Genomic DNA, 18,869 nt, shown 5'->3' on the forward strand with positions numbered 1-18,869 from the left:
ACAGTTTTTGTCTACTCAGTAGCTTACTTTTAAGCAGGAGGATCTAGTTTACTACCTGTGCTTCAACTTGTGGCGAATCATCATACCAATCCGGTACCTCGTATACATATAGCTCAAGGCCGGGCGAATACTCTTTACGATATATCTCTGTAAAATTATTATCAAAGTATCTCTTTACTTCTTCTTGGTATCCCTGATCGTAACTGAGTAGAAGCCAAATGCGCTCATGCCACGGTGCTGATTGGCGCATAACAAGATTCATATCTTCTTCTGAAAATGGCGGAAGCTCTTGTCCGCGGTACCTCTCCCACGGGGGAATCATGTAAACGCCGGCATGCCCTTTGTAGTAGTAGTCAAATGGATATACTGAGAATGAAGCAGACAGAACCACCATATCACGAGCTGTTACTTCTTTATTGATGTCTGCAACTGCTTCACGATAATTTTCTCGAACCGGGGTTTCAGGATGGTATGCCTGAATAGTGAGGGTTGAAATCATTAGAAAAACAAGGGCAATCTGGACAGTAGTTGAGAGAGGGCGGGCATAATTAATAACAATCCAGGCAACGAACAGGAAGATCGGCATGACTGCGAGCACCATGTAACGGGAAAGAAAGATCGGAGTGATCAGGATGCTTACCAAAAACACAATCGCAACCGGTAAGATAAAACCAACTAAGAGATAAGAGGTTACCGGTGATGTTGAGCGTTGATTGCGTAGTGCGAAGAATCCGGCCAGAGCAATAAGCGGCCAAAGTGAGACAATCATTGAGTTTATTGGGTCCGGTTGAAATCCAAAGAAAAAATGGGAAAAAACATTGAAGAGGTTCACCGGTGTCGGCGTAACGAGGAATGGTTGTGATCCAACACCACCATCTACACCCATAAATACATAAAGGAGCCAGGGAGAAAACGCAAGAACAACGACCAGTGCCGACGCCAGAAAAGACAAAAATGCTCCTGAATGAAATTGCTTCTGATTGAAGAAGAAATATACTGCTTGAACCAACAGAACAAACGAAAAGAAGTAGTGGGTGTATATGCCGATAATAGCGATCAGTGTATAGCATGCCCAAACCCAGACCGGCTGCTTGCGCCACAGTCTCAGATAAAAATAATGACTCAGAGTGGTAAGGAGAGCAAAAAGTGTGTACATGCGGACCTCGTTACCAAACCAGTTCATGAAAGGGGAGATGGTGAAAAGAGTGGTTGCAAACAAACCAGTTGCCCGATTGTACGCGATCTCTCCCAGCTTATAGAGTGCCGGTATGGTTAGCAGGAAGAAGAGGAGGGACAAGATTCGTCCGTTAACTACCGTTGGCTCCAGTACGGATTGCCAGACATGTAGAGTTAGGTGATAGGCGGGAACATGTACATTGTCAGACAGTATTTTGATGATCTCTCGAGGACTTTGGCTCGTTTGCCATAAGCTTTGCGCTTCATCGAGACGTATTCCTTCGTATAGAAAGAATATATGTGATACTGCTGCTGCAAACACCACAAGCGTGATAAGCGTAAGGAGTGTTGTTTTTTCTGAAATATGTGATGATCGGTCGGTCGGTAGCATATGATGAGATGATTATGAGTTTGAGTGTGGTCCGCGGCCCCCCTGATCTGTTGATGCAAAAGAAGCAGATGGATTTGGAGCACCATGTACTATTTGAATGCGCCGTCGTGGTCTATTGCTCCAGCGACGAAAAGGTTGCTTGAACCAGTTAATCGCGCTTCTCCTCTGGGCCGGTGCGGCAGCGTATATGAAGGGAATAAATACACTCACATAAATAGTTGTCCAAGCAATGTTGTTCATGATGGATGGCGAAAGACCTTCGCGACTTATTCCGACAACTATTGCAATAGCCGCCAATGTTATGTACAAGATCTGAGGAAGCGCTAGGTATAAGAAGTTTCCATTGAGTGCTTTTTTTGAGGTGACAGCGAATACACTTTTGTGTCGTAAGAGGGCTGAGGCTAAAGCTGAGAGATGTATGTTGAACATACTTATTGAGAAAGCAAGCGATCCAAAGGTAAATGAATAGTTGCTCGCGCGTTGGATCGTGTAAAGCGTGGTTATGATGTAAGGTAGAAATATTAGTGCGAGGGTCATTGTGGCAACATCGAATGGAACTATTCCAAAAAAGAGGTAGATCAAAGGTATAAGCGCAAAGGCGATCACGATGATCCCGGATAAGAAGTAAGAGACCGAGGAGAGATACAGTATTCGCTGACGAAAGGTAAGACCGCGACAGAAAACAAGATTGTATCGGAAAATAATATCAAGCGCTCCTCGCGCCCAGCGGTGTTGCTGTTTGTAATAGGAGAAAAAATCCTCCGGCGCAAGCCCTTCTGCTAGCACTTTCGGCACGTAGATCGATTTCCAACCCTGTTGATGGAGGAACATACCGGTTGCAAGGTCTTCCGCGATACTTTCTTCGCACATTCCTCCGATCTTTTCGAGTGCGCTACGGCGGATCACCATGTTTGTGCCGCATAGCGTTGTTGCGTTGAGTCGGTCTTTTCCTCGCACGATCGGTCCGTAGAATAATTGTTGTTGCGCCCAGGCAACTCTGGTAATAAAGCTAAGTCCCGCGTTGTAATAGAATTGCGGTGTCTGAATATACGCTACATTTGGATCGGCACAGTACGGCATGGTTTGAGTTAAAAAATCGGTGTGTGGTTGGTAGTCGGCATCAAAAACAACAATGAAAGGGGCATGGGTGTGCCTAAGTCCGTTATTAATATTTCCAGCCTTGGCACCACCTGGCGTTTTTCTAGTAATGCAGGAAATGCCGCATTCGTAGGCAAGACGTTCGATGTCTTGCCAATTATCTTTACCTGCAACGTAGCCGTCATTTAAAATAGTGATCGAAAAATTCGGATAGACCATTGCCTTGGTCGCAAGAACAGTTCCGCGAACGGTTTCAATCGGTTCTCCGGCTACTGTGATAAATATGTCTACAGGCGGGGTAAAAGATGCATTTTTATAGTGATGCACTTTTTTCCCATACACTGTGTACAGGAAAGTTAGTGATTGCCATAAGAAATAAAGTTGCCCGATCACCAGGACCGTGAAAAGCCAACCACTTGAATATGGCAGCCAAAACGCAATAATGACAAAGTAACTGATCGCCAAGAGTGTATTAATGAGTACAAGCCAGTAGGGTACGTGTGAGTCACGCAGGAATTGCTTGTCGTCTGGTCGAAACGGTTGTGGGGTAGTGGCTGATGTCATGATGAAGAAGGGTACGATGTTACGAGTGCTGTGTAATTTGGAAGTAGCTCATTGTAAAGACCGACACTAAACCACCGCCAATTTGTACCGTAGTAGCCAGGATCATCTTTCCAGGCATACCATGTTGGGTTATAAAGATTTATCATCTTTTCTGTATATATTTCTTCGGCACTTTCTGGATCGGCGACCATAAAATAGCCCAGTGTTCCCGCGTACATTGAAGCGGATTCAAAGTTATCAATGATCGTGCCGTCATGACCATAGGAGGCCTGAAGCTTTTTTTCTGATCTCCATTGAGTTCCTAAAAAATCCATTTTTTCCAGAAGTTCTTTTGATCGCTCGTCCTGAAACCACTGCCAGTCAAGAGCAAGTCGCCACGGTGTTCGAAGAGCTTCAAAACCAAAGTTAGTAGTGAGATCAGGATTATCAGATGCTATGATCTCGCCGGTGGTAGTATCTATCTCGATCCAATCAGGGGGAAGAACGGCGCTCGTCTCTGTATTGAGCGGTTGCTCCATTGATCTCTCAATAATTTCGTAAGAATGTGAGGCCAGATCGTTCCAGCGGTGTTCCGGATCCTCATCTATCTGCGCAAATATTTTATAGGCGTAGGGAGCTAGGTATGACGGGTTCACTATCACTGAGTTTTTCGGTAGCGTTTTTTCAACGTTGTTTGCTAAAAGATACGGGTCGCCATTGATCACGATCACTTCCTTGTTCCAGATATCAGTTATTACTTGGCGTGCCTCTATAAGGTACTGTTCGTCTTGCCATCTACCATAGGCGAGTGCGAGCGCAAGAGCAATATCCGTGTCGGCATCACTAGCTGTATTGTGGCCACCATGCTCATCAAGAACACCGTAGGATCCGTCTTCTCGTTGTCCGAAAAGCCAGCTGAAGAGGTGGTCTTCGCCGTCTCGGCGTAAGTTATCTTTCGTCCAACGCCAGTTATTGTCAAAGGTTTCTTTATCATCCATCCAGACAGCTCTGAGCATGGTATAGCTTTGACCTTCTGATGTCGTAATATTTCCACGTTCGCGATCGAGGGTTCGATGAGTTCCTGCTTCTAAGTAGTCGTTCTTGTAGTTTTCCCAGAGACCGTTCATAACATCACGATTAGAGTAGATAATCGTGTTGTTGTATTGTAAAAAGTCCGTGAGGTTGAATATCGTATTTATGATCACAAAAATACCGATGAGAAACCCGAGCATCGTGATCGTAACAGTGAGCTTTTTTTGTTTCGGGGTCATTCCCATAGAAGTATGATTAAACAGCTTGATCGTTGCCGGCGATGATACGCCTCTCTGATTCACGGGCGCGCTCAGCGGCTGCGTAGTAGATAACAAGGTTGCGAACGTAAATTAATAGAGCAAGGCCCTGTCCCGCGATAAACACAATATCAACGCGGTAGATAGCGTAAACCAAGATCATAGCCGCTCCGGCGATCGACAGGTACCAAAATGAGAGCGGCACGACAGTTTCCCTGGCTCGTTCGCTGGCGATCCACTGAACAATGAACCGTAAAAAGAACACGAATTGAGCCCCAAATCCGAAGAGCACCCAGGGATTAGACAGTTCAGAGAGAATGTAGGTAATAATGTTTGACATAAGATCTATTGGTGGACAATGGTACGAATGTGGTAGTTCATCTGATTATTTGTTTTGAAAAAACTTCTAATATTTAGATCTATAAGTAGACCCATCATAAAGAACTGAGCTCCCATAAGTATGAGAAAAATACCAAGGAGAGGCCAGATTCGATTAGCTATATCTACTCCAAAAATTATTCGTTCAATCGCCATCCACGCGATAAAAAGTCCCCCCAGAAAAATAGATAATAAACCAACCACACCGAAAAGATGTAATGGCCGCGCCCCAAACCTATTCCAGAATCCTATGGCAAGCATATCCACAAGACTTTTAAAACCGCGTCGTAAATTATCGTATTTACTTACACCGTGTATTCGTGGATAGTGATTAACAACAACTTCGGTGACAGCGAATCCTCGAGCTGAGAGTAGTGCTGGTATGAATCGGTGGGTTTCTCCGTACAGATCAAGATTGGAAAAACATTCACGTCGATATATTTGGAGCGCACATCCTGAGTCATGGATTGTGTCATTGAAGATCACTTTACGTAAAGCGTTAGCTGTTCGTGATGTAATTCTTTTAGATAATGTGTCGTTACGTTTCTTGCGCCATCCCACTACCACATCGTAGCCCTCGTCTATTTTTACAAGAAGTTTTGAAATATCAGCCGGATCATTCTGAAGGTCGCCATCTAAGCTTATAATAAGGTCGCCACGTGAATTCTTGATACCCGCATCCATAGCAGCGGTTTTACCATAATTACCGCGAAATTGAATAAAGGTGAGCGGTTTTAAATGTTTACAAACTTCAGCGGTTCCATCGGTCGAACCGTCATCAATAAAGATCAACTCAAAATGTCGATCAAGTTTAGATAATGACTCTATAAGGCGATTGTAGAGATCAATTATGTTATCGCGTTCGTTGTATAACGGCACAACAACGGAGAGATCTATGTGCTGTATAAGTTGATTCATGGTGAATAGAGTGTTAAAAATTTGCTTTTTCTGTCTGGTTTGGGAACCAGATTAGCAGAAGAAATGGCTGATAATACAATGTATGATAGATGCGCACTGTCACTACTAAAACACCGCATATAGGAATGCTCTACTGAACGAGATGTGCCTTTGGATGCGCGCTGTATCTATCAGTATAGACACCAGGAGTGAGACACTATTACAGGAACATCCGCATATGTCCTTAATGTGCTGACGAAAGGTTCGTATTTCTCATCCACAGGCAGGGAGGTGACGGGGGCTTGAGGTTTGATAGTATTAAACGAAGTATGGCGTTATTATCTCACCCGACTTTTATATCTATCTATGAATAATCCATTCGAATCGCCGGACGTTAACCTATCGAAGGGGCAACAGGAGAACTCTCAGTCCAATGAAGGCGCAGAAGAAGGTGCAGAGAGCCGAGAACAGGTCAAGGAAGAAGTAAGCTTGCGACTCGTGGGTGAGTATGATGAGCGCGCTAAAAATCAACAAACTGAGATGGAGCAAAACCCAACGCTTCGCTTGAGAGGTGCTGAGCAAGATGTTGAGGCGGTGTGCGACATGGTAGCGTGTCAGGCAGAGGTTGATCATGGGGTGATGAGGCAGATACTAGAAGAGCTACAGGCAGAGAATGATGCTAAGGATACAAATCAGATCGACTTTCTCTATGAAGTGGTGGCAGCGAAATTCGAAGAAACCCTACGCCGAAGGGAGGCCTTTGCTGAGATGCTCGCAGACGTACAGCATCAGTTTCCTGCACTTGCCGACGAGCTTCGTAAGCGATTTTCAGACATTGACGCTATGTATACCAGAAGCGAGGAGGCGTTTGAGAAAAGTAACGTTACTACGAATAAGAAGGCAGCATAATGACTGACGCACGCACGGAAGCACAACCACATATTGAAAACTTGCATGCACTCAGGGCACCCTCGGGCCTCTTTTTGGCGTCCGCTCAAGATGTCTCTACCGGTTATGACAAGGCTTGGTTGCGGGATAATTTTTACATGTCACTGGCTTTTGAGCGGATAGGTGACTGGGAGACAGTTGAGCAAACTTGGCGAGGTATAGTAAGTATTTTTACCAAGCATAAGGATAAGCTCAGTTGGGCTACGAAAAACAAACCGTATGAAAGCTGGCAGTACATTCACGCACGATATAATCCCGAAACATTTGATGAGTATTGGGAGGAGTGGGGGAACAAGCAGAATGACGCAGTGGGCGCGATACTTTTCGCGCTGTGTACGTGTAATAAGGCCGGTGTTGATATTTTGAATACAAAGGAAGATCAGGAAGTGGTTCAGTTATTGGTGAATTATCTCAATACAATTGAATACTGGCATGATCCGGACAACGGTGTCTGGGAAGAGTACGAAGAAGTTCACGCATCCTCGATCGGTCCATGTGTGGCTGCGCTTAAGCTTCTGCGTGAATATGACTGGATCGAGATCCCCGAGGATCTGATTGAAAAAGGCGAGCAGGCACTTGCTAACCTTCTGCCCCGCGAATCGGAGAGCAAGTACTGCGATCTCGCGCTTCTTTCTCTTATATATCCTTATGATCTGTTGGATCATGAAATAGTCGATACTATTTTGAATAATTTAGAGTATCAGTTCGACCGAGACAGAGGCGTTATTCGCTACAAGAGTGACCACTATTACAATAAGAATAAAGATGGCCATGCTGAGGAAGCAGAATGGACTATGGGCTTTCCGTGGCTGTCCATCATTTACAGCAAGCGAGGAGATCTTGAAAAAGCAAAGCGGTATCTCGATAAAACTCGAGAGGTGATGACTGATGATAAGAAGTTACCGGAACTTTATTATTCGAACTCTTCCACGCCCAATGAGAATATTCCGCTTGGTTGGTCGGAAAGCTTGTTCGTTGTTGCTCTTATAGAGTATGAGCAGGCTGCTGGTAAGACTGAAAAATAGAACATATACTATACAGTATGCTAAGACATTTAATACAACCGGGTGAATGGATACTTATTGCTTCCGGGTTGCTTATGCTTGTAAGTGTTGGGCTGATCTATTTTGGATTGAATTTTACTGCTTGGCTTGCTGCAAAGGCGCTTTACGGTGTCGGAGTGGTTCTGATCGTTATCAAGCTTTTCTATGATAAGAAATAGATATGGAGATAGGAATTGAAAATTTCATAGCTTTTTTTCGTCAAGCAGGACTAGCTGCTGCCGGAGCAGGTGCACTCTGGGGCTGTGTTTTCTTGTTCTGTGCCCGAAGGTCTGAGTCGGAAGCTTCTCAGGTCATTTTTCACTGGATCGCTCGGCGTCTCGAGCTGCTTATGTATGGAGGTATTATTGTTGCTACATCAAGCTGGCTCGCTCTCTCTTTTCTGTATGAAGCTTTTGCGCACGAGGGTATCACGCTGTACCCCTCGGTAGAGCAGACAGTAGCTGCGTTTCCGATTACTGCTCCGGGGTACCTGCTGTTGGTTTTCTTGAGCTGTTTCGGGTTGATCGTACAGCTTATTTGGCCGCGAGTGTTTAACCATATCTCTTTTGGTTATTTTTTAGCTTTATTCGCCACGCTCCTTTTCTTGACCGGTCTATCGAGCGCTTGGACCGGTGATTTATCGAGCGAAAAGGGGTTCTTTGTGATTCATGGCGTTCATTCTATTTTTACCCTTGGGACAGTGGTCGTGTTGGATTTTCTGATACTTACTTCCAAACCTCATCGTATTATTCAGCAGCATGTTTTTCCGCTTTTCCCATGGATAAGTGCGGTTATCTGGGTAGGGCTTGGGTTTGATTTTCTTAGTGTTGCACTCGTGTTCGACCAGGCGTTTATGGAAACGTCACGGTTCTTCTTCTCCCAAACAGTTATAGGTATTCTTATTATTAACGGTACGCTGTTATCAGGCCCGATCACGCGCAAGATCCTTGGATCACTTGAGCTCGGGTTTGAATCTATCGGGCGCCGTTGGATGACGGTAGCCGAGCTAGCAGGGGTGATCTCGATCACGTCTTGGACAGCAATTACTTTTGTTGATTTTTTCCCGGAGGTACCGTTCTCATATCCCCAGCTTATCGGGCTGTATGTCCTTGTTGTCGTAGTTCTTTTTTCCGGCCACTATCTCTGGGAGAGGCTACATTCGTGCGAATCTAGGGCGGTGTAAGTGTGGAAAGCGCTTCCTGGACAAATAAATAATCTCTGCTATACTATATCTCTTAGGTACGAAGGTGTATTCGTCACAGGTAATTACAACCCATTCAGAAAGGGAAACGAGAATGGACAGCGGAACTCTTGCGGAAGGGACTCCACCCGCACCTGATCACGTCGAGCAGTATGCTCGCGTAAAGCTTTGGGTGGAAAACGGATCGATCAATCTTTGCTTTACGTCAGATCGGTCGACGGTTGAGAAATTGTGGGAGGTTTTCCGCGAACACCTGATTTGTATCGAGAAGTGTAACGTACACGTCGTTACGTACATGCGACTCCGTCAGGACTCTCTTGATGGAGTCGCTCGACTTCTTCGAGACGAAGGAGTGCCTGTCGAGATCTCAGGTGCTGACGAAGCCAGTGCCTAAGAACGGCTCTTTATTTGTTTTGCCGCTACTGCGGCTTCACACAGCAACCGCGCCACACTTTCAAGTGTGTTGCGGTTTTTTATTAACTGGAGGTAAAATGGAAAATTTAGTTACACTGTACTCTTTGGAGGTTTAGCTCTTCTGCTATCACGCCGCAGAGTTTCTGAAGACTCGAGTCTTCCCTTAGAATATGGGATTCATTCGGAAGTTCAACAAGCGTTGTGTTCTTGCCAAGTGTTCGGGCGTACGCATGGTAGTCAATAGATTGAGCAGAGGGTATCGTTGAGTCGTTTTCGCCATAGAAGAGTAAGATCGGGGTGTTGTCAGGGACTTCTGGCAGGCCGCTGAATACAGAGGCACTAAAGTATTGTTCTAGATTATGAAGGTCGGGAGCACCGTTAAAGTAGCGAGCAAAAAGGGAGTCGGGAATAGCTGTTAATAAGGTGTACCAGTTGGTGACACCATTGATCGAGATCGCACTGTCAAAAAGATCAGGCTCCTCAGTTATGGCCCGGAGCGCAAGATAGCCACCGTAGCTGTTACCGATCAAATGCACTTTATCGATATTGTCTCGGCTGGCCTGGGACTGAGTTGCTTTCACGATGTCATTGACCTCTACTTTACCAATATTGCCAACAAGTCGTTCCTGGTCTTGAGCGGAATATCCTTCGCTGCCTGTGTAGTCGAGACGAAGAACGCTTGCGCCCGACTCAACGAGCTCTATCAGCACGGCATCATAGACGGCGTAGCTCAGGTAAGGGTGAAAACTGAGGCTTGTCTGGCGCTTGGGGCCGCCGTGAAGCCAGACAAAGAGGGTGTTGGTAGTATTGCCTTCCTCGGGCTCCCAGAGAACAGCGTTACGGCCGTTATATTCAACCGCGGTTCGGGATATAGTATCAAGCGCTGATGGGGTGGTTGTATGAGTGAGTTCAGTAAGTGTTTCGGCTTCGGGGTTATAGGCTGTAACAACTGTTTGCGCATCATTATGAGATAGGAACAAAAGCTTGCCATCTATTTCCCGTATGTACTGACCGTATGAGACGTTCTCTGCAACAAGGGTCCGGTCACCGTTAGTAGAGATACGGAACAGGTCATACGAGTAGAATCCATTATTGTTATCGATCAGGTAGAGATCATTTCCGACATAAAGATAGTCTCGCACAGTAGTACCTCGGGTGAGCTCTTTCTCTGCTGTGTCACTGCTGTAGGGTAGAGGTGCTGTGGTAAGGGTAGTGTGACCGTCTTGTCCTTGTGTCACAAATACGACTTCATCCTCAGTGTCATTGAATTCAACGAATGCGGGTTCAGTTGCATCAATAGAGGTCAGTGTTTTGTTGTCTAGGTTCCAGAGGCGGTGCTCCCCGAAGGAGTAGTTGTAGGCGCTTACATAGGTGCCTCGAGGAGATACCTGAAAGAAGGGGAATGTGCGCTGAGTGGTCGTCATTCGCTCTACAGTGTTGTCAGCTATAGTATAGCGAATAAGATCACCGCTTACTGTTGCAGCAAGAAGGTAAGAGCCGTTATTACTGAACCGAAGCCTGGTAGTGTGATCGGTAAATGGCAAGACGCGGCGCAGAACCGGATCCCCGGAATCTATTGTGTAGAGAAAATGCAGGGATTTGTCCGCTAGCTTAATGGTGTATACAGCGGTATCCCCATTAGGGCCGGTTTCGTAGGTGTGGTCGCCAAGGATTGCAGGGTAGAGGCTAGTGTCCTTATCTACCTGTGTGCATTCGCCGCTGGAGATCGAGCAACGACTAAATTGCTCAACACTTGGACCGTTATGCTCAAGTAAAACGTCTGATTCTCGTACTTCCTTTATGGATGAATATGACACATCATCGATCGTGCTAGAAAAAACTATGCCGGGGATGCCAAGCAAGCACACAAGAATAAAGGGATATAAATAGTATGTGGTAGGTTTCATGATAATTGTAGACACATTTGTTGTCCTAAGATGACAAAATGGTAGTAAACATTACTCTTGTACTAATGTTATCTAAGATGACGGAAGTAGTATAGGTCTGTACATATCCTATAAATTCTGGTATTATCATTTTCAATGAAAGCACTACTACTTGAACTTCCGCATTACCTTATATGGAGCATGGGTATTTTTTCTACGGGGGCTGTGTTCGGGGCGGGCACCTTCTTCATGGCACCTGAATTTACAGCAATAATGCTCATAGATCTCTCTGAGTTTGCCGGTGACGTATTTGCGGGGTCACAGCGTGAGGCGTTTATGTTCATTTTCTTTAATAACGTAACTAAAGTTTTTGGGGCAATGATGTTGGGCTCTCTTTTTGCTATTGTGCCGACTTTGTCACTGATCGTTAATGGCTTTGTTCTTGGTCTTGTTTTTTCATATTCTCTTGCTGCTACAGGTGGGCCGCTTGCATTCATTGCGGCTGTTGTTCCTCACGGTATTTTTGAGTTACCTGCATTCATAGTTGCATCGGCCGTCGGGTTGCTCTTGGGTGTTTGCGTAATTAAGCGTGTCCGTCATGAGGTTGGCACGTCAATAACAAGCTTGTATATTTGGTCAGGTCAGTTATTTATTATCCTCATTGCTCCGCTTCTTCTTGTTGCGGCGATGATAGAGGTGTATGTAACACCTCTTGTTATTCACGCCTTGATAAGTTAACTATGGCATATACAGGCAAATTTATTATCACCGGTCCGATCGGCTCAGGAAGAACAAGCCTGATCCAACACTTGTCCGGACTTGGTTATTGGTGCGCACAGGACGCATCAGAGGAGGTCTTAAAGAATATAAAAAGCCGGAAAAGTTATGCTTTTAATCAGGCAGGGATCGATCTTGGTAAAGAATTGTATTCTTCAGCACCGAGTGAGCAAGCTTGCTTCTTTGACGGCGGAATTCCAGATATAGTTGCAAATGCTCGCCAGAGTAATGATTCCGGCACCGAAGAGTATGAGGAGGTTGCGCGTATGTATCGGTATAAGAATCCTATCTTTTTTCTCCCGTACTGGAGAGCTCTTGCCGGAGATGATGTTCACAGTGAGGCAATCGCAACATCGAGGATAATGGAACGGCATCTTTTTGAGGTATATCGGGATCTGGGTTACAACATATTTACGCTTCCTCGTGACAGTATTCAGGAGCGTGCCGGACTTGTTTTATCGATCATAGGCGGTCAAAAGGACAATGACTGATTGAGTGGTGCTTGTACGAAAGATTATCTCCCAATGAGTGTCTTACCCTATAAAGGGGCTCTTATGTGATGGCCGTGGCGGTATTACAAAAGCCGTAGCTAAGACGTTGTGTCTAAATTCCTTCTATTATATGTCCACCACTATTTCCACTTACAGTATTACGAAGAGCATAATCGCCGTTCCTGATCGGATCGCAGCTTTTAGCGTGCATGTTTTGCGATCGTATGTAAGGCAGGCACCAGCATTTATGATGGTGGGCTTATTGAAACTTGCCGCCCTAACCATTATTTCTCAGGCTCTGTTGCAGACCATTTACCTTCCTTACAGCAGCCCCGACCTCGTTACACCGGTAAGTCTCCTTCTATTTCTTGGTGTTGTTATTGTCTATACGTGGAGCCTCTTGGTATTTATTGTTCTTGTGAAAGGACGTCATACTCACATGGGATTTATTGATGCGGTTAGAGAGAGTATTAGACTGTTGCCGTCGTTTTGGCTGTTAGCTGCGCTTGTGGGAACAGTTGTTGCTGTCAGCAGTATGTTTCTGGTTCTGCCGGGTATTGTATTAGCTGTTTGGTTCGCGCCTGTATTTTTCGTACTCGTGTATGAGCATCAGCGTGGATGGCGAGCACTGGAGACAAGTTTTGAATATGCAGTCGAGCATTTTTGGAGTGTGTTGGTATCTCTGGTCCTCTTTGTCCTCTTTGTTTACAGTATATATAACGGTGTGTACATTCTTGTAGCGGATAGCGCTATAGTTCTTAATCAGGGATTCTTAGAGGTATGGCAGATCGATCAGTGGGTGATCATACCGGTCGTCTCAGTGCTTACCTGGTCTGTTATTTTGCCGCTGGCGGTAACGTTTTCCGCGATAGCCTATGAACGTTTAACAGGTAGAGTTACGATCGAATCATTCCATGTATTTCAGCCATATTTTAGCAAGATGTATAGGCTATTGATGTCGTTTAGCCATCGTCATGGCCACCGACACCCGTAAGGGCATGCATGATACACTGCAGGTATGAGCACTGAACCGCTTGCGGCCCGAATTAGGCCCGGATCACTAGATGAATTTATAGGACAGGATCATTTGGTGGGTCTGGACAAGCCTTTGCGTATTGCCGTAGACAAGCAGCACCGGTTTTCGTTTGTTCTATGGGGGCCACCGGGAGTAGGTAAGACCACCCTGGCCAGGATATATGCCAAGGCTTTGGGCGGAGAATTGTTTGAACTTTCAGCGGTTTCTGCCGGTAAAGCAGACGTCAAGAAGGTGCTTGCACATGAGACCGAAGATCCAAAGATACTTTTTCTCGATGAGATACATCGATTTAATAAAGCACAACAAGATTTTCTTTTGCCATATGTAGAGTCTGGTGATCTAACTTTGGTCGGGGCAACAACCGAAAATCCGAGTTTTGAAGTGATCGGGCCGCTACTTTCACGTTGCCGAGTCTTTACATTAAAACAACTTTCGTATGACGAGTTGAATCAGATCATCGATAGAACAGGTGTTGAAGTCAAGAAAAAGGCGCGGGACTGGCTGATAGAGCTAGCAAACGGTGATGCACGACAACTTATATCAATGATAGAAAGCGTAGCTGCAATATACACAACAGTCACTTCTGAGGCTATTGAGAATACTATTCAAGAACGTAAGCTTCGTTATGATAAAGAGGGTGATGAGCATTACAGTACGATCAGTGCATATATAAAATCCATGCGCGCGAGTCAGCCAAGTGCTGCGTTATACTACCTGGCTCGAATGATCGAGTCAGGAGAGGATCCTTTATTTATCGCTCGTCGAATGGTGATATTCGCAAGCGAAGACATAGGGATGGCTCAACCAACCGCGCTGGTGGTGGCGAATGAAGTATTTCGAGCAGTTGAGATCATTGGTTTGCCGGAGGCGCAGATCAATCTTGCCCACGGGACTGTATATATGGCAGAGGCAGCGAAAGATAAAAAAGCGTATGAAGCGTATTTTGAGGCACTGGGTGATGTGAAAGAGTACGGCAATCTTGAGATTCCGCTTACAATTCGCAATGCTCCCACTGAGCTAATGAAAAACCTTGGCTACGGCAAGGGGTACGAAAAATATACTGAGGAGGATCTCATGCCTGATACGCTTAAAGGGAAAGGGTATTATAAGAAAAGAGACTTAGAAGAAAATAACAATACATAAGCATGCCTTTCGCAACTCCTGGAAGTATTCTTATAGTCGTAGGAATTATTCTTGTTCTGATCGGGTTAGGTGTTGCAGGCTGGCTTGGCCCCGTTGGTCGACTGCCGGGTGATATTTTAATAGAGCGTGAAGGGTTTCGTCTGTACTTTCCGATCGCAACGCTCATTTTGATCAGTGTCGTTGTCTCGCTTATACTTTGGATCATAAAATAACCCCTGGCACTACGGTGTGCCAGGGGGGTACTTCTCTTTTTTCGTTTCTTCGTCTTATTTTTCGCGTCGGGCAGCCTCCTTTCTTTTTACTGTCTGCCGTGTGAGATGGTAGCGAAAATACTAGCCAGATGCAAACGTTCTCAACGTACAGCTCTCAGTCACTGGAGTTAGTGCTGAGTTATTTCCATGAGTCTCTTGAATTTTTCATCGCTTTCTTGTGTGCCCGGGGAGCCTGGTTTTATGCCGTAGCAACCACATCCTACGGCAAGATCGGCAATAAAATCTTCTGTTGTTTCAATGTAGTTATGATCTATGATACAGCGAAGGGATGCATTGTGAGCGGATCGAATAACAGCCAACATGTCCGAAAGTGTGGGTGAATTATTTGGTGAAATAGAAACAGCGGAAATACCTTGCTCCTCCTGAGCTACTTGTAAAATATCACTATTACTTTCTAACACCTCTCCGCCTACGATATCGAGGTCTTCGTGTCGCTGTTTCATAATATGAAATTCATTGAATTCATCGGCAGTGAACGGATCCTCGACGGAGCTAACGTGAAATCTTTCAATTAGATGGTCGTAGTAGTCGTGTAATTGCTGTGCGGATAGACTCTGTTGGTCGAGATGATACTTTCCGTCTTTGAAGAATTTGTTTGCATTAGCGTTAAGAGCGAGCTGTATTTTTACCTCGGGAAAGGCTTCTGCAACACCTTCCAAAATTAACTCTAACGCTTCCTGGTTGAATTCGATAGAGTGCGGTGAGTATGCGCCGTCGCTTCCGATAGGAAGGTCGTTTTCTTGAGTTTTGAGTCTGAGTACAGTTCCGAGGGCTGTTTTTATGTCACGTATAACTTTGTGTGAGCGTCTGACGTTATCTGTTTGTGGGATAATATAAAATGATTGAAAGGCGAGTGGAGATGCACCCTTACTACCCCCTGACACAAGACTTGAGTAGAGTAAGGGTATCGGTGATCCACCATTCGTTACTGAAATATTCCTGAGATGCTCATAAAGTGGAACATCGAGTACCTGGGCTGCGGTTTTTGCGGCCGCAATACTGATGCTGCTAAGGGCGGCGACAGTATCTGCAGAATTGTCTGTGGTACTTAAGACCTGCTTTAAAATATCGTCCACTTCTTGTTGATGTGCAGCATCGATACCGGCGAGTGCGTTTGTTAGTTGTTCTTGGAGCTTGTTAGTTGTTTCGTTGTTGCTCGGAATGTCTTCTGCAGCTGCGGTCTGGTACATATTTGAACCTTCAGTCGTATGTATTGTCGCAGCAAGAATAGAAGATCCGTTGCTCGAGGTTTTTTGTAACTCAATTGTATTTATGATGGCATTGCTCATGATGTGTACATAGTATCACAGCAAAGACGTATCGGAATGAAGACTTGTTCACATATGGGTAATTTATTTAACCCTTTCGTGTCTTACAATAGAGTGAGATAAGAGTGACAATATGATTGATACTCACCCGGTACTTATTTTTGGAGGAGGTGAGATGGGGCAGGCGCTCACTCATCTTGTTAATGTGAACGAATCGCCAGACCAGGCGATCGTTTTTGATGTAAATAAAAATAGGTCAAAATGCAGTGCTGACGAATTGCGGGAGGTGCTGCCTAAAAGTCGGATCATTTTTATTTCGGTTCCGTCTCATGCGATCGAACATGTAACATCAGTAATAAATGAATTACGTAGCACTGATCAGCCGGTAGTGGCTCTTACGAAAGGAATGACCCGTGAAAGTGATCGATTCACCGGTGAGGTTCTTCGTGAGGAACTTGGCGAGAGCGTGGCGGTTCTTACGGGACCAATGCTCGCTGAAGAGATCAGCGGTGGCCTACCGACTCAGGCGCTGTGTGCCGGAAGCAAAGACGCGTATCAAGAGCTGAGAGATGTTTTGCCTTTGTCTCAATTTGAACTTGAATACACTCCGGACATTATTGGTGCTTCTGTATGTGGTTTGCTTAAAAATATATACAGTATCGGATTCGGTATTGCTGACGGACTTGAGCTGGGCGGTAATTTTCGAGGCTTGCTAGCGACGACGGCGTTGTCTGAGATGATGAGTATTGTGGAGCGTTTTGGAGGTGAGCGAGCGACCGCACTTACAGCTGCCGGAATCGGTGATCTGATCGCGACCGTATCGAGTTCATACTCAAACAATTATGCTGCCGGTCTTATGTTGGCACGCCGTGGGCATACTGACATTGTCAGTGAAGGTCGTTGTTCAATGAAGTCGTTTGCGCGTCGTTTTCCTGAGGAATCTTCTTTTGCCCTGCTTTCAAATGTAAAACGGATCATCCTAGAAGAGCAGTCAGTCGATCACTTTCGTGACTATCTTATGCGTACTGCTCATGTCTGATCATATATTTCTTGTTCTTGATAGTGGGGTGAGCGAGGCTAAGGCGTATGTGTTCGATGCACATGATTCGGTGTTGGGACGTGCGTATCAGCCCATCTCAAAGACACGACCGAACAGTGGGTGGGTTGAGCAAGATCCGGACGAATTGATCAGCGCGGCTCGTGCAGCGCTTTCTGTCGCTGTCGATCAAAGCAACGTGTCCCCGAATACCATTATTTCTATGGGTATAGCAAATCAACGGGAGACTGTTGTAGCGTGGGACCTTGCTACAGGCGAGGCTTTAGCCCCGGCAATATTGGGGGATGACTCCCGTACGCAAGGGTGGTGTGAACAATTCTATGGGGATGTGGCGGATAGAATACGAGAAAAAACAGGTCTGCTTGTACGCGCCACGTTTTCAGCATCAAAAATACGCTGGTTGCTGGATATGAACAGCGACGTTGTTAAAGCCGAAGAGGAAGGGAAATTGGCGGTCGGTACGGTTGATTCGTGGTTGCTGTTTAAACTTTCAGAGGAAGGTATGCATATGTGTGACATGACCAACGCTTCGCGCACCCTTCTGTACAATATTCATGGTCTTACTTGGGACCGTGAGCTTCTGGAATTATTCGGTATCGATCCGGAAATACTCCCATCGGTTCGATCATCTCGAGCACTGTACGGCACTCTGAGATCTGATATATGTGGCTGTCCGGCTCCGATAGAAGTTATGTGTGGTGATCAACAGGCGAGCATGGCGGCAGCTGGTTTTACCTCGCATATGACCAAGGTCTCCTATGGCTCAAAGACACATGTAATGCAGACGCTCGGGGATGAGTTTTTACTTGAAGACTCTTTTCTTACGACACTGACCCCGGATGCACCGATCGGTTCAGTGCAGTATGCGCTTGAAGCAAGCATCTGTGACACTGGTGAAAAAGTAACAGACGCTCTTGGTCATGAAGAACAACTTAAAAAAGTGCTGGATGATATCGTACGGCAAGTAGATTCTTCTCTGTCAGACCTGCCGTACCCAACAGACACGCTGATCGTTGACGGCGGCATTACTCAGAATGATCATTTAATACGATTACAAGCAGATGTAACGGGCGCCGAGGTCGTTCGACAGCCGATCTATGACGGAGCTGCGCTTGGAGTAATGAGACTTCTTTCATCTATTCACCATGGCGCTTGAATGTAATTACAGCTATAAAGACCTCTACAAGGCTGCGTTTGGTAAAGAGCCAACGTTCGCTGATTTAAAAGTACTGAAGAATCTACCTTACCCGACTCGAGAGAGAGTGGTTCAAAACTGGATCGAGCGGGCTGGATGGATCAGTAAAACGGTGCACAGTGATGACGGCAAGTCCTATCGTATGTTCAAGCCACCAAGTGCTCTTGATGCTGATGATGAAGAGGTGTTGTAAGAGATCGTGTTTGAAAGGGAATATATATAAAAACCCGCCGAGCTCTACCGTAATGGTGGCTCAAGGCGGGGTTAAAAGGGGATGTATTGCTACAGAATGGCAAGATCGTTTAGGTGATCTCAAACCGCTCTGCGTGTATCCCAAATGTGTGTGTTCAACTGATAGTAGTGTAG

General features: G+C 45.6%; 20 protein-coding genes. 13 read left to right on the forward strand and 7 right to left on the reverse strand.

What is annotated here, in order from left to right; all coding sequences use genetic code 11:
- Nucleotides 1-43: 43 nt before the first annotated feature.
- Genes WD312_02520 through WD312_02540 form a run of 5 tightly spaced genes read right to left on the reverse strand, consistent with a single transcriptional unit; the run spans nucleotide 44 to nucleotide 5,793 of the window.
- A complete protein-coding gene (locus WD312_02520; GenBank protein MEX2563961.1) occupies nucleotides 44-1,567 on the reverse strand; it encodes a glycosyltransferase family 39 protein in 1,524 nt (507 codons plus the stop codon).
- A gap of 12 nt (nucleotides 1,568-1,579) precedes the next feature.
- Entirely contained in the window at nucleotides 1,580-3,229 is a 1,650-nt protein-coding gene (locus tag WD312_02525) for a glycosyltransferase family 2 protein (GenBank protein MEX2563962.1), read from the reverse strand.
- Complete coding sequence (locus WD312_02530) at nucleotides 3,226-4,479, reverse strand: glycosyl hydrolase family 8 (protein ID MEX2563963.1); 1,254 nt, start codon at nucleotides 4,477-4,479, stop codon at nucleotides 3,226-3,228. The genes WD312_02525 and WD312_02530 overlap by 4 nt, the downstream gene beginning before the upstream one ends.
- Nucleotides 4,480-4,495: 16 nt before the next feature.
- On the reverse strand, nucleotides 4,496-4,837 hold the full coding sequence (locus WD312_02535) for a lipid-A-disaccharide synthase N-terminal domain-containing protein (protein ID MEX2563964.1): 342 nt from the start codon (nucleotides 4,835-4,837) through the stop codon (nucleotides 4,496-4,498).
- Between the two features lie 5 nt (nucleotides 4,838-4,842).
- Nucleotides 4,843-5,793 (reverse strand): glycosyltransferase family 2 protein, encoded by a 951-nt coding sequence (locus tag WD312_02540; GenBank protein ID MEX2563965.1) that lies wholly within the window; start codon nucleotides 5,791-5,793, stop codon nucleotides 4,843-4,845.
- A gap of 345 nt (nucleotides 5,794-6,138) precedes the next feature.
- Here WD312_02540 and WD312_02545 point away from each other — a divergent pair, with 345 nt between their 5' ends.
- From WD312_02545 to WD312_02565, 5 genes are all read left to right on the forward strand, one after another.
- The gene (locus tag WD312_02545) at nucleotides 6,139-6,681 is read left to right on the forward strand and encodes a hypothetical protein (GenBank protein MEX2563966.1); all 543 of its coding nucleotides are present in this window, start codon (nucleotides 6,139-6,141) and stop codon (nucleotides 6,679-6,681) included.
- Nucleotides 6,681-7,745, forward strand: a complete 1,065-nt coding sequence (locus WD312_02550) for a glycoside hydrolase family 15 protein (GenBank protein MEX2563967.1) — start codon at nucleotides 6,681-6,683, stop codon at nucleotides 7,743-7,745. The genes WD312_02545 and WD312_02550 overlap by 1 nt, the downstream gene beginning before the upstream one ends.
- Before the next feature lie 17 nt (nucleotides 7,746-7,762).
- A complete protein-coding gene (locus WD312_02555) occupies nucleotides 7,763-7,942 on the forward strand; it encodes a hypothetical protein (GenBank protein MEX2563968.1) in 180 nt (59 codons plus the stop codon).
- A 2-nt stretch (nucleotides 7,943-7,944) separates the two neighbouring features.
- Nucleotides 7,945-8,946 carry a hypothetical protein gene (locus WD312_02560; protein MEX2563969.1) on the forward strand — a complete coding sequence of 334 codons (1,002 nt, stop codon included), beginning with the start codon at nucleotides 7,945-7,947 and terminating at the stop codon, nucleotides 8,944-8,946.
- Nucleotides 8,947-9,058: 112 nt separating this feature from the next.
- A complete protein-coding gene (locus tag WD312_02565; GenBank protein MEX2563970.1) occupies nucleotides 9,059-9,358 on the forward strand; it encodes a hypothetical protein in 300 nt (99 codons plus the stop codon).
- A 106-nt stretch (nucleotides 9,359-9,464) separates the two neighbouring features.
- Here the strand turns inward: WD312_02565 and WD312_02570 are convergent, their stop codons facing one another.
- The gene (locus WD312_02570; GenBank protein ID MEX2563971.1) at nucleotides 9,465-11,285 is read right to left on the reverse strand and encodes an alpha/beta fold hydrolase; all 1,821 of its coding nucleotides are present in this window, start codon (nucleotides 11,283-11,285) and stop codon (nucleotides 9,465-9,467) included.
- Nucleotides 11,286-11,420: 135 nt separating this feature from the next.
- Between WD312_02570 and WD312_02575 the strand changes: the two genes are divergently transcribed.
- From WD312_02575 to WD312_02595, 5 genes are all read left to right on the forward strand, one after another.
- On the forward strand, nucleotides 11,421-12,002 hold the full coding sequence (locus WD312_02575; GenBank protein MEX2563972.1) for a stage II sporulation protein M: 582 nt from the start codon (nucleotides 11,421-11,423) through the stop codon (nucleotides 12,000-12,002).
- Nucleotides 12,003-12,004: 2 nt separating this feature from the next.
- Nucleotides 12,005-12,532, forward strand: coding sequence for an AAA family ATPase (locus WD312_02580; protein MEX2563973.1), 528 nt, complete (start codon nucleotides 12,005-12,007; stop codon nucleotides 12,530-12,532).
- A gap of 130 nt (nucleotides 12,533-12,662) precedes the next feature.
- Entirely contained in the window at nucleotides 12,663-13,526 is an 864-nt protein-coding gene (locus tag WD312_02585) for a hypothetical protein (protein MEX2563974.1), read from the forward strand.
- A 24-nt stretch (nucleotides 13,527-13,550) separates the two neighbouring features.
- Nucleotides 13,551-14,711 carry a replication-associated recombination protein A gene (locus WD312_02590; GenBank protein ID MEX2563975.1) on the forward strand — a complete coding sequence of 387 codons (1,161 nt, stop codon included), beginning with the start codon at nucleotides 13,551-13,553 and terminating at the stop codon, nucleotides 14,709-14,711.
- 2 nt (nucleotides 14,712-14,713) lie between these two features.
- Nucleotides 14,714-14,923, forward strand: a complete 210-nt coding sequence (locus WD312_02595) for a DUF2905 domain-containing protein (protein MEX2563976.1) — start codon at nucleotides 14,714-14,716, stop codon at nucleotides 14,921-14,923.
- 167 nt (nucleotides 14,924-15,090) lie between these two features.
- On the opposite strand, the gene WD312_02600 is transcribed toward WD312_02595, so the two are convergent.
- Nucleotides 15,091-16,272: a hypothetical protein gene (locus WD312_02600; protein ID MEX2563977.1), complete on the reverse strand. Its 1,182-nt coding sequence runs from the start codon at nucleotides 16,270-16,272 to the stop codon at nucleotides 15,091-15,093.
- 112 nt (nucleotides 16,273-16,384) lie between these two features.
- Between WD312_02600 and WD312_02605 the strand changes: the two genes are divergently transcribed.
- The 3 genes from WD312_02605 to WD312_02615 are packed head-to-tail and all read left to right on the forward strand — an operon-like array spanning nucleotide 16,385 to nucleotide 18,696.
- A complete protein-coding gene (locus tag WD312_02605; GenBank protein MEX2563978.1) occupies nucleotides 16,385-17,290 on the forward strand; it encodes a hypothetical protein in 906 nt (301 codons plus the stop codon).
- Nucleotides 17,283-18,464, forward strand: coding sequence for an FGGY family carbohydrate kinase (locus WD312_02610; protein MEX2563979.1), 1,182 nt, complete (start codon nucleotides 17,283-17,285; stop codon nucleotides 18,462-18,464). The genes WD312_02605 and WD312_02610 overlap by 8 nt, the downstream gene beginning before the upstream one ends.
- Nucleotides 18,454-18,696: a hypothetical protein gene (locus WD312_02615; GenBank protein MEX2563980.1), complete on the forward strand. Its 243-nt coding sequence runs from the start codon at nucleotides 18,454-18,456 to the stop codon at nucleotides 18,694-18,696. Before WD312_02610 ends, WD312_02615 begins: the two co-directional genes overlap by 11 nt.
- Nucleotides 18,697-18,869: the final 173 nt, after the last annotated feature.

The organism is Candidatus Paceibacterota bacterium, assembly GCA_040905715.1.
Classification (GTDB): Bacteria; Patescibacteriota; Minisyncoccia; order Phycocordibacterales; family CSBR16-193; genus JBBDHZ01.

Coding starts and splice junctions, on each gene's coding strand:
- WD312_02520 (MEX2563961.1), bottom strand. CDS start 1,567: ATGCTACCGACCGACCGATCATCACATATTTCAGAAAAAACAACACTC.
- WD312_02525 (MEX2563962.1), bottom strand. CDS start 3,229: ATGACATCAGCCACTACCCCACAACCGTTTCGACCAGACGACAAGCAA.
- WD312_02530 (MEX2563963.1), bottom strand. CDS start 4,479: ATGACCCCGAAACAAAAAAAGCTCACTGTTACGATCACGATGCTCGGG.
- WD312_02535 (MEX2563964.1), bottom strand. CDS start 4,837: ATGTCAAACATTATTACCTACATTCTCTCTGAACTGTCTAATCCCTGG.
- WD312_02540 (MEX2563965.1), bottom strand. CDS start 5,793: ATGAATCAACTTATACAGCACATAGATCTCTCCGTTGTTGTGCCGTTA.
- WD312_02545 (MEX2563966.1), top strand. CDS start 6,139: ATGAATAATCCATTCGAATCGCCGGACGTTAACCTATCGAAGGGGCAA.
- WD312_02550 (MEX2563967.1), top strand. CDS start 6,681: ATGACTGACGCACGCACGGAAGCACAACCACATATTGAAAACTTGCAT.
- WD312_02555 (MEX2563968.1), top strand. CDS start 7,763: ATGCTAAGACATTTAATACAACCGGGTGAATGGATACTTATTGCTTCC.
- WD312_02560 (MEX2563969.1), top strand. CDS start 7,945: ATGGAGATAGGAATTGAAAATTTCATAGCTTTTTTTCGTCAAGCAGGA.
- WD312_02565 (MEX2563970.1), top strand. CDS start 9,059: ATGGACAGCGGAACTCTTGCGGAAGGGACTCCACCCGCACCTGATCAC.
- WD312_02570 (MEX2563971.1), bottom strand. CDS start 11,285: ATGAAACCTACCACATACTATTTATATCCCTTTATTCTTGTGTGCTTG.
- WD312_02575 (MEX2563972.1), top strand. CDS start 11,421: ATGAAAGCACTACTACTTGAACTTCCGCATTACCTTATATGGAGCATG.
- WD312_02580 (MEX2563973.1), top strand. CDS start 12,005: ATGGCATATACAGGCAAATTTATTATCACCGGTCCGATCGGCTCAGGA.
- WD312_02585 (MEX2563974.1), top strand. CDS start 12,663: ATGTCCACCACTATTTCCACTTACAGTATTACGAAGAGCATAATCGCC.
- WD312_02590 (MEX2563975.1), top strand. CDS start 13,551: ATGAGCACTGAACCGCTTGCGGCCCGAATTAGGCCCGGATCACTAGAT.
- WD312_02595 (MEX2563976.1), top strand. CDS start 14,714: ATGCCTTTCGCAACTCCTGGAAGTATTCTTATAGTCGTAGGAATTATT.
- WD312_02600 (MEX2563977.1), bottom strand. CDS start 16,272: ATGAGCAATGCCATCATAAATACAATTGAGTTACAAAAAACCTCGAGC.
- WD312_02605 (MEX2563978.1), top strand. CDS start 16,385: ATGATTGATACTCACCCGGTACTTATTTTTGGAGGAGGTGAGATGGGG.
- WD312_02610 (MEX2563979.1), top strand. CDS start 17,283: ATGTCTGATCATATATTTCTTGTTCTTGATAGTGGGGTGAGCGAGGCT.
- WD312_02615 (MEX2563980.1), top strand. CDS start 18,454: ATGGCGCTTGAATGTAATTACAGCTATAAAGACCTCTACAAGGCTGCG.